General features: G+C 63.9%; 11 protein-coding genes, 1 tRNA gene and 1 pseudogene. 11 read left to right on the top strand and 2 right to left on the bottom strand.

Annotated features, from left to right (window positions below; all coding sequences use genetic code 11):
• Nucleotides 1–418: 418 nt before the first annotated feature.
• The 3 genes from JQ609_RS32190 to JQ609_RS32180 are packed head-to-tail and all read left to right on the top strand — an operon-like array spanning nucleotide 419 to nucleotide 4,220.
• Complete coding sequence (locus JQ609_RS32190; protein ID WP_212209906.1) at nucleotides 419–925, top strand: 2Fe-2S iron-sulfur cluster-binding protein; 507 nt, start codon at nucleotides 419–421, stop codon at nucleotides 923–925.
• Nucleotides 922–1,911, top strand: a complete 990-nt coding sequence (locus JQ609_RS32185; protein ID WP_212276686.1) for a xanthine dehydrogenase family protein subunit M — start codon at nucleotides 922–924, stop codon at nucleotides 1,909–1,911. Before JQ609_RS32190 ends, JQ609_RS32185 begins: the two co-directional genes overlap by 4 nt.
• Nucleotides 1,908–4,220, top strand: coding sequence for a xanthine dehydrogenase family protein molybdopterin-binding subunit (locus JQ609_RS32180; protein ID WP_212276667.1), 2,313 nt, complete (start codon nucleotides 1,908–1,910; stop codon nucleotides 4,218–4,220). Before JQ609_RS32185 ends, JQ609_RS32180 begins: the two co-directional genes overlap by 4 nt.
• A gap of 102 nt (nucleotides 4,221–4,322) precedes the next feature.
• Here the strand turns inward: JQ609_RS32180 and JQ609_RS32175 are convergent.
• Nucleotides 4,323–4,397 (bottom strand) — tRNA-Thr (locus JQ609_RS32175).
• 268 nt (nucleotides 4,398–4,665) lie between these two features.
• On the opposite strand from JQ609_RS32175, the gene JQ609_RS32170 reads away from it, so the two are divergent.
• The 4 genes from JQ609_RS32170 to JQ609_RS32155 all read left to right on the top strand — a co-directional run bounded on the left by JQ609_RS32170 (nucleotide 4,666) and on the right by JQ609_RS32155 (nucleotide 8,856).
• Nucleotides 4,666–4,917, top strand: a complete 252-nt coding sequence (locus tag JQ609_RS32170; protein ID WP_249128689.1) for a hypothetical protein — start codon at nucleotides 4,666–4,668, stop codon at nucleotides 4,915–4,917.
• A gap of 75 nt (nucleotides 4,918–4,992) precedes the next feature.
• Nucleotides 4,993–6,726 (top strand): FAD-dependent oxidoreductase, encoded by a 1,734-nt coding sequence (locus JQ609_RS32165; RefSeq protein WP_212276666.1) that lies wholly within the window; start codon nucleotides 4,993–4,995, stop codon nucleotides 6,724–6,726.
• Between the two features lie 650 nt (nucleotides 6,727–7,376).
• Complete coding sequence (locus JQ609_RS32160; protein ID WP_212276665.1) at nucleotides 7,377–7,886, top strand: hypothetical protein; 510 nt, start codon at nucleotides 7,377–7,379, stop codon at nucleotides 7,884–7,886.
• A gap of 145 nt (nucleotides 7,887–8,031) precedes the next feature.
• Nucleotides 8,032–8,856: an alpha/beta fold hydrolase gene (locus JQ609_RS32155; RefSeq protein WP_212209889.1), complete on the top strand. Its 825-nt coding sequence runs from the start codon at nucleotides 8,032–8,034 to the stop codon at nucleotides 8,854–8,856.
• Between the two features lie 27 nt (nucleotides 8,857–8,883).
• Here the strand turns inward: JQ609_RS32155 and JQ609_RS32150 are convergent, their stop codons facing one another.
• Complete coding sequence (locus tag JQ609_RS32150; RefSeq protein WP_409410494.1) at nucleotides 8,884–9,516, bottom strand: TetR/AcrR family transcriptional regulator; 633 nt, start codon at nucleotides 9,514–9,516, stop codon at nucleotides 8,884–8,886.
• A gap of 98 nt (nucleotides 9,517–9,614) precedes the next feature.
• Between JQ609_RS32150 and JQ609_RS32145 the strand changes: the two genes are divergently transcribed.
• The 4 genes and pseudogenes from JQ609_RS32145 to JQ609_RS32130 all read left to right on the top strand — a co-directional run bounded on the left by JQ609_RS32145 (nucleotide 9,615) and on the right by JQ609_RS32130 (nucleotide 13,349).
• Nucleotides 9,615–10,553: an SDR family oxidoreductase gene (locus tag JQ609_RS32145; RefSeq protein ID WP_212276664.1), complete on the top strand. Its 939-nt coding sequence runs from the start codon at nucleotides 9,615–9,617 to the stop codon at nucleotides 10,551–10,553.
• Between the two features lie 32 nt (nucleotides 10,554–10,585).
• Nucleotides 10,586–11,245 carry an NAD-dependent epimerase/dehydratase family protein gene (locus JQ609_RS32140; RefSeq protein WP_212276663.1) on the top strand — a complete coding sequence of 220 codons (660 nt, stop codon included), beginning with the start codon at nucleotides 10,586–10,588 and terminating at the stop codon, nucleotides 11,243–11,245.
• A 261-nt stretch (nucleotides 11,246–11,506) separates the two neighbouring features.
• Nucleotides 11,507–12,784: pseudogene (gene murA / locus JQ609_RS32135) on the top strand (UDP-N-acetylglucosamine 1-carboxyvinyltransferase); the annotation flags it as partial.
• A gap of 115 nt (nucleotides 12,785–12,899) precedes the next feature.
• Entirely contained in the window at nucleotides 12,900–13,349 is a 450-nt protein-coding gene (locus tag JQ609_RS32130) for a DUF2948 family protein (protein WP_212276683.1), read from the top strand.
• Nucleotides 13,350–13,454 lie beyond the last annotated feature (105 nt).

Genomic DNA, 13,454 nt, shown 5'->3' with positions numbered 1-13,454 from the left:
ACGTGGTCTTTGTACCAGTGCGGTGGCCGCTGATCCTTGGCAGCTTGGCCAAGACCGCTTGAACATCGGCCGGGATACGCTTTCGAAGTACCGGTTCGGAGCCAAGACGCTTAGCGAAACCTGTGTGTAACAGGCGCGGCGCGAAATACTCAAGCCGTTCAGCAACCTGCTGATGAATGGACTGCTATCAAGCCGATGCTGCCGAACAGTCGCGCATCGGTCTGGAAAGCCTGGAAGGGCTTGCGCGCCAGGCGCCTGGATGGACATCGCGGCTTGTACCGCCATCGACAAGACCTCAGTGCGCAGCGTCCATTGTTGAGCGGCACAAAATGGAACCCGTGCCCCCAAGAAACGTTCATCGTTTCGTTCCCGCCCGATGCGGCGTGGGGCGTGATGCGTCGTTGCCGTGGAGCCGCCCATGCATTTTCTGATAAACGGCAAGTCCTTCGATTTCGAACTGGATGTTCGTCTTTCGCTGCTCGATCTTTTTCGCGAACACGTAGGACTCACCGGCACCAAGAAGGGTTGCAACCAGGGCGCCTGCGGGGCTTGCACGGTGCTGGTCGACGGTGAGCGGATCAACTCCTGCCTCGCGCTGGCGGTACAGTATCAGGGTCGTGCGATCACCACGGTTGAAGGCCTCGCGGAGGCCGGCCGTCTGCATCCGCTGCAGCATGCCTTCATGGAGCACGATGGCTTTCAATGCGGCTATTGCACGCCCGGCCAGCTCTGCTCCGCAGTCGGGATGGCCGACGAGATAGGGCGCGGCGTGCCGAGCGCGGTCACCACCGACCTGTCGGCCGAGACGATCGAACTCGACCATGATGAACTCCGCGAGCGAATGAGCGGCAACCTTTGCCGATGCGGCGCATACAACGGCATCGTCGAGGCGATCGCCGAGACCTTCGAGAAGGAATCAGCATGATTGAATTCAGCTATGCGCGCGCCGAAGATACGCCCGCGGCGATCCGGCTATCCAGCGCCGCCGCCCATCCCAAGTATCTCGGCGGCGGCACCAACCTCGTCGACTTGATGCGTGAGACCGTCGAGCAACCGGATGCGCTGGTCGACGTCACCGGGCTTTCGTCCGCTATCGAAGCGCGCGACGACGGCAGCCTGCTGATCGGTGCCGCTGCGAAGAATACCGCCGTCGCGGCAGACCGAGCAGTGCGGACGCGCTTTCCGATGCTGTCGCGCGCGCTCCTGGCGGGCGCGAGCGGACAAATCCGCAACATGGCCACGGTCGGCGGCAACATCCTGCAGCGCACCCGATGCAGCTATTTCTATGACGATGCCAGCCGCTGCAACAAGCGCGCGCCGGGTGCGGGATGCGACGCGATCGACGGCTTCAATCGGTATCACGCGATCCTCGGCGCATCGCCGGCTTGCGTCGCGACGCATCCTTCAGACATGTGTGTTGCGCTGGCGGCGCTCGACGCGATTGTTCATCTCGAAGGCCTCAACGGCCAGCGAACGATGAAGCTGGTCGACTTTCATCGGCTCCCCGGTGGCCGCCCCGACGTCGAGACCGAACTCGAAACCCACGAGCTGATCACCGCAATTGAGCTGCCGGCGCTGCGGTTCGCCGCGCGCTCGACCTACCGCAAGGTACGCGACCGGGCGAGCTATGCGTTTGCGCTCGTTTCCGTCGCCGCGGCCCTCGACCTCGACGCCGATGGCAAGGTTCGCGACGTGCGGCTGGCCATGGGCGGTGTCGCGCACAAGCCTTGGCGAGCCTGGAAAGCGGAAAGCGCTTTGCGAGGGCAGCAGGCCACGCCCGGGAATTTCCGCGCCGCCGCCGAAGCAGGATTGGCCGAGGCTTCCGGTCTGCGGGACAACATGTTCAAGATTGAACTTGCCCGGCGGGTAATGGAGGCGGTGCTGAGCGAGTTGGCAGGAGAATTCGCATGAGCATCATCGAGAAGGCAATGCAGACCGCGATCCGTTTGACGCCGGAGAGCTGGCTTCCCGGCGGCACGCCCGACCCGCTGATGTACAAGCACGGTCTCATCGGCAGTCCGGTGACACGGATCGACGGAAGGCTGAAGGTCGAAGGCAAGGCGCGCTTCGCCGCCGAGGTGCCGCTCGAGGGCATGGAGTATGCCGCACTGCTCTACAGCAGCATCGCGCGCGGGCGGATAGCCACGCTCGACACCACCGAAGCGGAGGCCTCGCCGGGCGTCACCCTCGTGATGACGCACCTCAATGCGCCGCGCATGAAGCCGCCGCCGGTGATCATGTCCACGCCGAAGGCGGCCGGTCCGAGCGATCTGCCCATCATGCAGGATGCGGAGATCCACTGGAACGGTCAGCCGGTCGCGCTGGTGCTCGCCAAGACGCAAGAACAGGCGGATCATGCCAAATCGCTGGTGCGCGTTACCTACGACACGGCGCCGGCCGTGATCTCCTTCGATGAGGCAAAGACGCATGCGCGGACTCCTGACAGCATCCTGGGCGAGGAGCCATCGATCGAGATCGGTGATGCCGAGGCGGCGCTCAAGCAAGCTGCGTTCAAGGTCGATCTGAGCTACCGCACGCCGCGCTATAATCACAACGCCATCGAACTGCACGCTGCGACAGTGGCTTGGGAGGGCGACAAGCTCGTCGTCCACGATGCAACGCAGATGGTGAACGCGACCGCCTGGACGTTGGCCCAGGTGTTCGGGCTCAAGGAGGCGCAAGTCCGGGTTATCTCGCCCTATGTCGGGGGCGGGTTTGGCGGCAAAGGGCTCTGGGATCATCAAGTCCTCGCCGCTGCCGCGTCTAGGCTCCGCGGGCGGCCGGTGCGCATCATGTTGTCGCGCGAAGGCGTATTCCGGATCGTCGGCGGCCGGACCACGACCGAGCAGCGCGTCGCACTCGGCGCCAAGGCGGATGGGACGCTTGCCGCGCTCATTCACACCGGCGTTGCGGCGATGACCACGCACAATGCCTGCCCGGAGCAATTTACCTTTCCGGCGCGCCACCTCTACGCCGCCGATACCATCAAGGTGGCGCAACAAGTCGCCGACATGGACATGCTTGCCAACACTTTTATGCGCGCTCCGGGCGAGTCCGTCGGAACCTATGCGCTCGAATGCGCGCTCGACGAACTTGCCGAAGCGATGAAGCTCGACCCCATTGAACTGCGCCGGCGCATCGAACCTGAGAAGGATCCGACGTCGGGCGCAGCCTTTTCTTCGCGCAATCTCGTGGAGGCATACCGGCGCGGCGCCGAAAAGTTCGGCTGGGACCAACGGATCGCCACGCCGCGTTCCCGGCGAGAAGGCGAATGGCTGATCGGAATGGGCTGCGCGACCGCCACCTATCCATATTACCGGATGCCGGGTGGCGCGGCGCGCATTCGGCTCACCGCCGATGGCCGCGCGCTTGTCCAGATGGCCAGCCATGAAATGGGCATGGGCACGGCTACCGTGCAGGCGCAGCACGCGGCCGAGCGGCTCGGCCTCAAGTTCGAGGATGTAACGTTCGATTATGGCGACACGTCCCTGCCGTCCGGCACGCTCGCCGGCGGCTCGTCGCAGACCGCCTCGATCGGGGCGGCCGTCATCGCGGCGACAGACGCGCTCACGAAAGAATTGCTCAAGCTCGCCGGCAACGATTCACCGCTGGCCGGCCTCAAGCCGGAAGAGGTCGAGGCGCGCGACGGTGGCTTGTGCAAATGCGACGAGCCGGATCGGTGGGAGAGCTACGTCTCGATACTGCAACGCGCCAAACGCGACGAGGTGGTCTGCGAGGTGGAGGCGCCGATGCCGCTCGAGGTGCAGAAGTATTCGATGCATTCGTACGGTGCGCAATTCTGTGAGGTCCGTGTGAGTGACGTCACCGGCGAGACGCGGGTGTCCCGCTTCCTTGGATCATTCGATGCCGGCCGCATCCTCAATGCCAAGCTGGCGGCAAGCCAGTTCAAGGGCGGCATCATCATGGGTCTGGGTCTCGCTCTGACGGAAGAGACCCTGTTTGATGAGCGCTCGGGCAGGATCATGAACCCGTCGCTCGCCGAATATCATGTTCCGGTTCACATGGACGTACCGGTCATCGACGTCATCTGGAACGATATCCCGGACCCGCACAGCCCATTGGGCGCGCGCGGAATAGGCGAGATCGGTATTACAGGTGTTGGCGCCGCCGTCGCAAACGCGGTGTACAACGCCACCGGCAAGCGCATCCGTGAACTACCGATTACGCTGGATAAATTGTTGCTCGCAGATCGGCTTTAGGACGGGAGGCATGAGGGGGAAATCCCGGCCAAACAACTGAGCTGGCCGAAAACCCAACGCGCTGAAATCCGCTGATTTTTCAAGTTTTTCTACTGAGACGAATGGTGCTGCCAGACAGGATTGAACTGTCGACCTCTCCATTACCAATGGAGTGCTCTACCACTGAGCTACGGCAGCATGCCCGGTATTCAAGGAATCGGCCCAAAAGGCCCCTGCAGGCGGGCGGTTCTTGCCACAACGACCCCTCCGGTGCAAGCACGCGGCGGGGCTCGAAAGCGCCCAAAACGGGCAAAATTCTTTGCAGGACGCCGCTTGGCGGGCAATCGGGCCGACTCCGGGCCAATCCGGTTCCATTTCGTCGGTGGACGGCCTCCGGCGCCCGCGCGGACGAATCATCGTGGCCTGTCCGGGGAGGCGATTGCGCGGTGGCCGGGCGAAATCCAATATGATCGAAGGAGAAAAGAGCCGCGACGGCGTAGGTAACAGGCCCAGGATGCAGGACGATCAGGATAAACAAGTGGGAACGGCAAAGCCGGTCGTGAAGGATTCGCGACAGCAGCGCTTGAAGCTGGCGCTGCGCGAAAATCTCAAGCGGCGGAAGTCGCAGGCGCGCGGGCGCAGCGATGAAGCTGGCGCACCTTCCGAAAGCACCGATGCCTCCCTAGATGACGCAGGCGGAGTAAAGCCGGGCCAGTAGCGGACAGGAAAATTTCCCGCCGCTCGCCGGGTGGCCAGCTCTCCGCAAAAAGCTGAGCTCTTTTTGGGTGGCGAGATGAGTGCAGACACCACGACAGCCGGTCCGGCGGCCGGCCAGGCTTCCTTCGCCTTTCCGCGCCACGAACAGACCTTCCCGACGCTGACGTCGCACGAAATCGAGCGCATGCGCCGGTTCGGCGAATTGCGCAGCTACAAGCACGGCGAAACGCTGTTCGAGACCGGCAAGCCCGGACCCGGCATGTTCGTGGTGCTGTCGGGCCATGTCGCGATCACGCTGCGCGACGGCCTCGGCCATATCACGCCCGTCATCGATCAGTGCGTTGGACAATTCGTGGCCGAGATCGGCCAGCTCTCCGGCCGCGTCGCGCTGGTCGACGGCCATGCCGAAGGCGATGTCGAGACGCTGCTGATTCCGCCGGACCGGTTGCGGGCGCTGCTGATGGCCGAGGCCGACCTCGGCGAGCGCATCATGCGCGCGCTGGTGCTGCGCCGGGTCAGCCTGATCCAGGGCGGCGTCGGCGGCCCGGTGCTGATCGGGCCGGCCTCGCTCGGCGACATGGCCCGCTTGCAGAATTTTTTGACGCGCAACGGCCAGCCGCATCATCTGCTCGACCCCGAGACCGACAAGGATGCCGCCGATCTCGTCGAGCGTTATTCGGCCGCGCGCAGCGACCTGCCGCTGGTGGTCTGTCCTGACGGCACCGTGCTGCGCAATCCGTCAGAAACCTCGCTGGCGCTGGCGATGGGCATGATCACCAACCATGCACATGACAAGCTCTACGATGTGGCCGTGGTCGGCAGCGGTCCGGCCGGGCTTGCCACCGCCGTCTATGCGGCGTCGGAAGGGCTGTCGGTCGCGGTGTTCGATTCGCGCGCCTTTGGCGGACAGGCCGGCGCCAGTGCGCGGATTGAGAACTATCTGGGATTCCCGACCGGCATTTCCGGCCAGGCGCTGGCCGGACGGGCCTACAACCAGGCGCAGAAATTCGGCGCCGAGATGCTGATCCCGGTCTCCATCCGCTCGCTGGACTGCACGAAGCCCGATGGCCTGTTCGCGCTGGCGACCGAATGCGGGCAGTCGCTGAAAGCCAAATCGGTCGTGGTCGCGAGCGGCGCGCGCTACCGCCGGCCCGATATCGAAAACCTCGACGCCTATGAGGGCCGCGGCGTCTGGTACTGGGCCTCGCCGATCGAGGCCAAGCTCTGCGTCGATCAGGACGTCGTTCTGGTCGGCGGCGGCAACTCCGCCGGCCAGGCCGCGGTGTTTCTGTCCAGCCATGCGCGGAAAGTCTACATGATCATCCGCGGCGGCGGCCTCGGCGCCAGCATGTCGCACTATCTCATCGAGCGCATCGAAGCGACTGACAACATCGAACTGATCTTCAATGCCGAGGTGGTCGGCCTCGAGGGCGAGGACGCCGCGCTGCGGCGCGTGCGCTGGCGCAGCCGTCTGGCGCCGGACGAGGTGCAGAGCCTCGACATCCGCAATCTCTTTCTGTTCGTCGGCGCCGACCCCGCGACCGGCTGGCTCGAAGGCTGCGGCGTCAAGGTCGACCGCGCCGGTTTTGTTCTCACCGGCGTCCAAGGAATCGTCCAAGGCAGCGTCCAAGGCGGCCAAAATGCCGAACGTCCGGTGCCGTTTTTGGAAACCACCGTGCCCGGCGTGTTCGCGGTCGGCGACGTGCGCTCCGGCTCGGTCAAACGCGTCGGCGGCGCGATCGGCGAGGGCGCGCAGGTGGTGGCGGCATTGCACGGCTTTCTCGCCGATGGTTCGAAGCCGGCGCTCTAGGTTCAGTACCCCATTACTGCGTGGCTTTTGCCGACCAATGTTGATGCTTCGCGCGCCATTTCGGGCCGGGGCCACGCATGTAGTGCAACTCGGGCCGGTAGCTATCGCGTACGTCCAGCGCCAGGTTTTGAACGATGCTGGCGAAGTCGGAGGCTGTCTGAGCCGCCTTGCGAGCTAAGCCTGAGATTGCGGACCAGCGCGCAGAGGCCGGTGCGCACGCACGAGATATGACGGTGCTGTTCCATGCCATCTCTATTCTCCATCGGTTGGATGTGGGCACCGTAATTAACTAACGGTTCGAAGCTGCATCTGCGCCAGAGTGATTGCCGAACCTGTCGAGTGATTGCTGCCAACGTCTGCGTCTCAAACGGCCGCTCCGGGTTGGGCAGTCAGGCAAAGCGCCGGCCCAGCCGGCGTTCGCAGCAATCGCTCGACAGGTTCGGCAATCACTCTGGCGCAGCCGCGGCTCCGATCGTTCATGGTGCCGACATCCAACCGAAGGGAGAAAAATGTGGTTCGGAAAGCATCGTCGACGCTGGGCCCGCGCGTTGCCGCACATGCCTGCCCTGCCGAAGCTGCAACGAACGCGTGTGGCAATTTCTTGCGCTCCGTCGTAACGTTCGGCGGGTTTCCAACGAAGGGGGCACTTCATGATACTGGGTATGAGCATCGCGACATTTGTTCTCGTCCATGTCGCCATCAGTTTGATCGCAATCGTGACAGGCCTCATCGTGATGTTCGGAATGCTCGGCTCGAAGCGGCAGCCGGGGCTGACCGCGATCTTCCTGCTGACCACGATCCTGACCAGCGCCACCGGCTTTGTGATTCCGCCACTGCTGTTCGAGAAGATGTTGCCGTCGCATTTGTTCGGCCTGCTCTCGCTGGTGCTGCTGGCGATCGCCTGCTTCGCGCTCTACATCATGAACCTGCGTGGGGCCTGGCGCTGGATCTACGCGCTGACCGCACTGGTGGCGCTCTATCTCAATGTGTTCGTGCTGGTGGTCCAGTCGTTCCTGAAGGTGCCGGCGCTGCATGCGCTGGCGCCGAGCGTGCCGCCGGCCGAGCCGCCCTTTGCGGTCGCGCAGGGCATCGTGCTGGTGTTCTTCGTGATCGTGATCATCGGTGTCATCCGGCGCTACCGGCCGGCGATGGCTGTTTGATTTCGTCATTCCGGAGCGACGCGTAGCGTCGAACTACGATGTGCAATCGCACATCGGAGAATCTCTTGCCGAATAACTTCTGGATTCCGGGTCCACGCTTGCGCGTGTCCCGGAATGACGGGTGCAGACAAAAAGGAGTTTCCCCATGCCCATGATCACAACCAAAGACGGCGTCGACATCTTCTACAAGGACTGGGGCTCCGGCCAGCCGATCGTGTTCAGCCACGGCTGGCCGCTGTCGGCAGACGACTGGGACGCGCAGATGCTGTTCTTCCTCCACAACGGCTTTCGCGTCATCGCCCATGACCGCCGCGGCCATGGCCGCTCTGCCCAAGTCGGCGACGGCCACGACATGGACCACTATGCCGACGATCTCGCGGCGGTGACGGCGCATCTCGATCTGAAGAACGCGGTGCACGTCGGTCATTCCACCGGCGGCGGCGAGGTGGTGCACTACATCGCCCGCCACGGCGAGAGCCGGGTGGCGAAGGCCGCGATCCTCAGCGCGGTGCCGCCGCTGATGGTGAAGACGCCGGCCAATCCGGGCGGCCTGCCGAAGGATGTCTTCGACGGATTCCAGGCTTCGCTCGCCGCCGGCCGCTCGCAATTCTATCGCGACGTCGCCGCCGGCCCGTTCTACGGCTACAACCGGCCCGGCGCCAAACCCTCCGAGGCCGTGATCGAGAATTGGTGGCGCCAGGGCATGATGGGCGGCGCCAAGGCGCATTACGACGGCATCGTCGCATTTTCGCAGACCGATTTCACCGAGGACCTGAAGAAGATCAATGTGCCCGTGCTGGTGATGCATGGCGACGACGACCAGATCGTGCCCTACGCCGACTCCGCACCGCTCTCGGCAAAACTCCTGAAGAACGGCATACTGAAGACCTACAAGGGTTTTCCGCACGGCATGCCGACCACCGAAGCCGCGACGATCAACGCGGACCTGCTCGCCTTCATCAAGGGATGAGGGGAGGTTTGCTCCCGATACGGGCGGTCAATCGAAGATCGCCCGCATCGCCGCAAACATTCGCTTCACCATCGCTTCCGGCTTTTCGCGCGCACCCTCGGCGGTCCAGAGTTCATCGCCGATCCGCATCGCGCCCGTCGTGATCATGGCGACCAGCCGAGCCTGAAGCCGTTCCGTCTTATGGCCGGCGCGCTTGCCGAGCGCATCGGCCAGGGTGCGCTCAAGCATTTCGTATTTGACCTGATTGCGTGCTTGCAAAGCCGGGTTGTCGCGCTTGAGCCGCGCCATTGCGATTGCTTCGCTGGGGTCGAGCTGCCTGACCATCGCCGCAATCGCGTTCTCCGCGGCCGTGAGCATGTTTTCGCCGGCAGGCCGCGCGGCCACCGCGGCAATCAACGCCGTCATGATCTCTTCCTGCCACGCGAAAACGACGTCTTCCTTCGAAGCGAAATAGTGGAAGAAGCTGCGACGCGAGACGTCGGCCGCGGCTGCGATGTCGTCGAGCGTGGTTGCGTCGAACCCGCGTTCCAGGAACAGCATCATCGCGGCGCGGGTCAGCCGCTCGCGCGTTTGCTGGCGCTTCCGGGCCCGCAGACCGGGGGCGGGGGTAGCGGATTTTGTCTTTGATATCCTCGACTTAGTCTGCTTGTGGGCCTTCACCGGAAATCCTCAAATTTTTCACATCTTGCAAATTTGCACTTGGTGCACATTTGGAGCGTCGCCGACGAATCAACCCCCGAGACAGGAGAGATATAAGCATGAGCGGCTGGACCATTGGCGACATTCCGCCCCAGCACGGCAGGACTGCCGTCATCACCGGCGCCACCGGCGGCCTCGGTTACGAAACGGCACTGGCGCTCGCCGGCGCCGGCGCCACGGTGGTGCTCACCGGCCGCAGCGACGCCAAGGGACGCGCGGCGCTCGAGCGTATCGCCGCGCAATTTCCCAAGGCCAGCACCAGCTATGAAACGCTCGATCTGGCCAGTCTCAGTTCCGTCGCCGATTTTGCCGCACGCTTTGCCGGCGCTCACAATTCGCTTGATCTGCTCATCAACAACGCCGGCGTGATGGCGCTGCCGGCGCGGCAAGCCACCGTCGATGGTTTTGAGGCGCAGCTCGGCACCAACTATCTGGGCCATTATGCGCTTACCGCGCGTTTGCTTCCGCTGCTTCGCCGCGCCAGTCAGCCCCGCGTGGTCAATCTTTCCAGCCTCGCGCATCGCTCGGGCGCGATCAATTTTGACGATCTGCAGAGCGCGCAGTCCTATACGCCCTGGAAAGCATACTGCCAGTCGAAGCTGGCGATGCTGGTGTTTGCGCTGGAACTTCAGCGCAGAAGCGATGCCGCCGGTTGGGGGCTGACGAGCAATGCCGCGCATCCCGGCTATGCCCGTACCGACTTGATAGACAATGGACCGGGCGCCAAGGGCTTGCTGTGGCGGCTCAGCAAATCTCTTCAGCCCCTTATGAGTCACTCGGCCGCCGAAGGCGCGTTGCCGACCTTGTTTGCCGCGACCTCGGCGGCGGCGAGGGCGGCTGGCTATTACGGCCCGAACGGGTTCTATGAAATGAAGGGGCCCCCGGCGGCGGCGAAGATCATGCCGCACGCGAAAGACAAAGCCGCGGCGGCCCGGCTCTGGGATGTCTCGGCCGCGCTGACCGGTGTATCGTTCGATCAGGTCGCGGCCGCGGCCTGAACGCATAGCGCCGCGGCGCGGGGAGAAACCCGATGAAAGTGATTTTGTTCGGCGCCACCGGATTGGTCGGGCAGGGCGTGCTCCGCGAATGCCTGCTCGATGCCGGCGTCGAGCGCGTGCTGGTGGTCGGGCGCACGCCGACCGGGCAGCAGCACGGCAAGCTTCGCGAAGTCTTGCATAAGGACTTCACGGACTACGCCGCAATCGAATCCGATCTTGCCGGATATGACGCCTGTTTCTTCTGCCTCGGCGTTTCCTCCGTCGGCATGGACGCCGAGCGCTACCGGCATCTGACCTATGACGTCACGATGGCCGCGGCGAAGACGCTGGTTCGGCTCAACCCGAACATGGTCTTCACTTACGTGACCGGCCGCAGCACCGACTCGACCGAACAGGGCCCGCTGCGTTGGGCGCGGGTCAAGGGCAAGACCGAAAACGATCTGCTCAAGCTACCGTTCAAGGCTGCTTACATGTTCCGGCCCGCCGGCATCCAGCCGTTGCACGGCGTGCGCTCGAAGACAGCATGGATACAAGCGATGTATGTCGTCGCCGCGCCGCTGTGGTCCTATCTGGCCCGCACCTCGCCTAAATTCATGACCACCAGCGAAAAACTCGGCCGCGCCATGATCAAGGTCGCGCGCGATGGCTATCCGAAGCGGGTGCTGGAGAGCGAGGATATCAACGCGGTGTAACTGTCGTCCCGGCGAAGGCCGGCCATACGCCGCGGCGCCAATGTTTTTTGCACGCTGATCGACGGCTTCGCTTCAACAATAGATGACCGGGGTTTAGGGTCCCTGCGTTCGCATGCGTTCGCAGGGACGACGGATCGTGTTACCCCAGCATGATGGCGAATGGACAAGGCCCAATCCCATCAAATAGCCGCAAACTTCAAGGCTTTTGCCATCGGGGTTTCGCGGCCCCCATACGTTCTGCATAACAAAAAGGGGGGTGGCATGGACCGCATTCGGATTGTCGGCGGAAGCCCGCTCAACGGCACCATCGCGATTTCGGGCGCGAAGAATGCCGCGCTGCCGCTGATGATCGCGGGGCTGCTCACCGAGGAAACCCTTGTTCTCGACAACGTGCCGCGGCTTGCCGACGTCGCGCAGCTGCAGCGTATCCTCGGCAGTCACGGCGTCGATATCATGTCCGCGGGCAAGCGGCCCGGCGACCGCGAATATCAGGGACAGACGCTGCATATTTCGGCGGCTGATATCATCGACACGACCGCGCCATACGAGCTGGTGTCGCGGATGCGCGCCAGTTTCTGGGTGATCGCGCCGCTGCTGGCGCGGATGCACGAGGCGAAGGTCTCGCTGCCGGGCGGCTGCGCGATCGGCACGCGGCCGGTTGATCTCCTGATCATGGCGCTGGAGCAACTCGGCGCGGAGATCACCATCGACGCCGGCTATGTGGTCGCCAAAGCCCCCGGCGGCCTGCGCGGCGCGTCGATCGATTTCCCCAAGGTGACGGTCAGCGGCACCCACGTCGCGCTGATGGCGGCGACGCTGGCTAGGGGCACGACCATCGTCGATAACGCGGCCTGCGAGCCCGAGGTATTAGACGTCGCCGATTGCCTGAACAAGATGGGCGCGCGGATCACCGGCGCCGGCACGCCGCGCATCACGGTCGAGGGCGTCGAAAAACTGCACGGCGCGCGGCACACCGTGCTGCCCGACCGCATCGAGGCCGGCACCTATGCGATGGCGGTGGCGATGACCGGCGGCGAGGTGCAACTGGCGGGCGCACGGCCGGAGCTGCTGCAATCGGCGCTCGACGTGCTGACCGAGGCGGGCGCCATCATCACCGTCAACAAGGATGGCATAAAAGTTTCCCGCAACGGTGCGGGGATCAAGCCGGTCAACGTGTCGACCGCGCCGTTCCCGGGCTTCCCGACCGATCTGCAGGCGCAGCTGATGGCGCTGATGGCCTGCGCCGGCGGCTCCTCGCAGATCACCGAGACGATTTTCGAAAACCGCTTTATGCATGTGCAGGAGCTGGCGCGGTTCGGCGCGAAGATTTCGCTCGACGGCGAAACCGCCACCATCGACGGCACCGCGAGCTTACGCGGCGCGCCGGTCATGGCGACCGACCTGCGCGCGTCGGTGTCGCTGGTGATCGCGGGCCTTGCCGCCGAAGGCGAAACCATGGTCAACCGGATCTATCATCTCGACCGTGGGTTTGAGCGGCTGGAGGAAAAACTGTCGGCCTGCGGCGCCTCGATCCAGCGTCATCAGCGACTGACGTGTATCCCGCAAAAGCATGTCCTTGGACTTGATCCGGGGATGGGAACCGGTTTTTGCGGCTAGGCTACGCCCAAATTAAAGGTAAAGTTGGCGCATGGGTTTGCCTGAACAGCTCAAACTGATCGCGCTCGATTCCGATGATCTTTCGGTGATCTCGGCGCATGTCCAGGATGCCCGGGTGCAGGCCTCCGACATCGTCTGGCGGCAGGATGAAAAACGCCTGGTGGTCGGCATGAACAGGCTCGACTGGGAGCAGACGCTGTCCGGCGGCACCACCCCGCGGCGGACGATCGCAGCATTGCGCTTCGACCGGGTGCTGGCCTGCAAGTCGCGCAATATCGATCTGGATGCGCCGGACGCCGTGCTGGAACTGGTCGGGATCGAATTCCACCCCGGCGAGGCCCCCGGCGGCAGCGCCTTGCTGCTGTTCAGCCATGGCGGAGCGCTGCGGCTGGACGTCGAATGCCTGGAATGCGAGCTGACCGACCTCGGCGCCGACGACCTCGGCACCAGCGATATCGGCATCGCGCCGTCCGGGCAGGAGGCCTGAAAAGCCCCTCATCGTCGTCCCGGCCTTCGCCCTAGGGCATGCACACATCTGATGTCGGGGATTCCCGAATCGGCATTTTGTGTGATTCATATTGTGACACTTCGG

Origin of the sequence: Bradyrhizobium sp. AUGA SZCCT0169 (assembly GCF_018130085.1) — a bacterium.
Lineage (GTDB): Bacteria > Pseudomonadota > Alphaproteobacteria > Rhizobiales > Xanthobacteraceae > Bradyrhizobium.
This window is presented reverse-complemented; position numbering and strand designations above follow the sequence as displayed.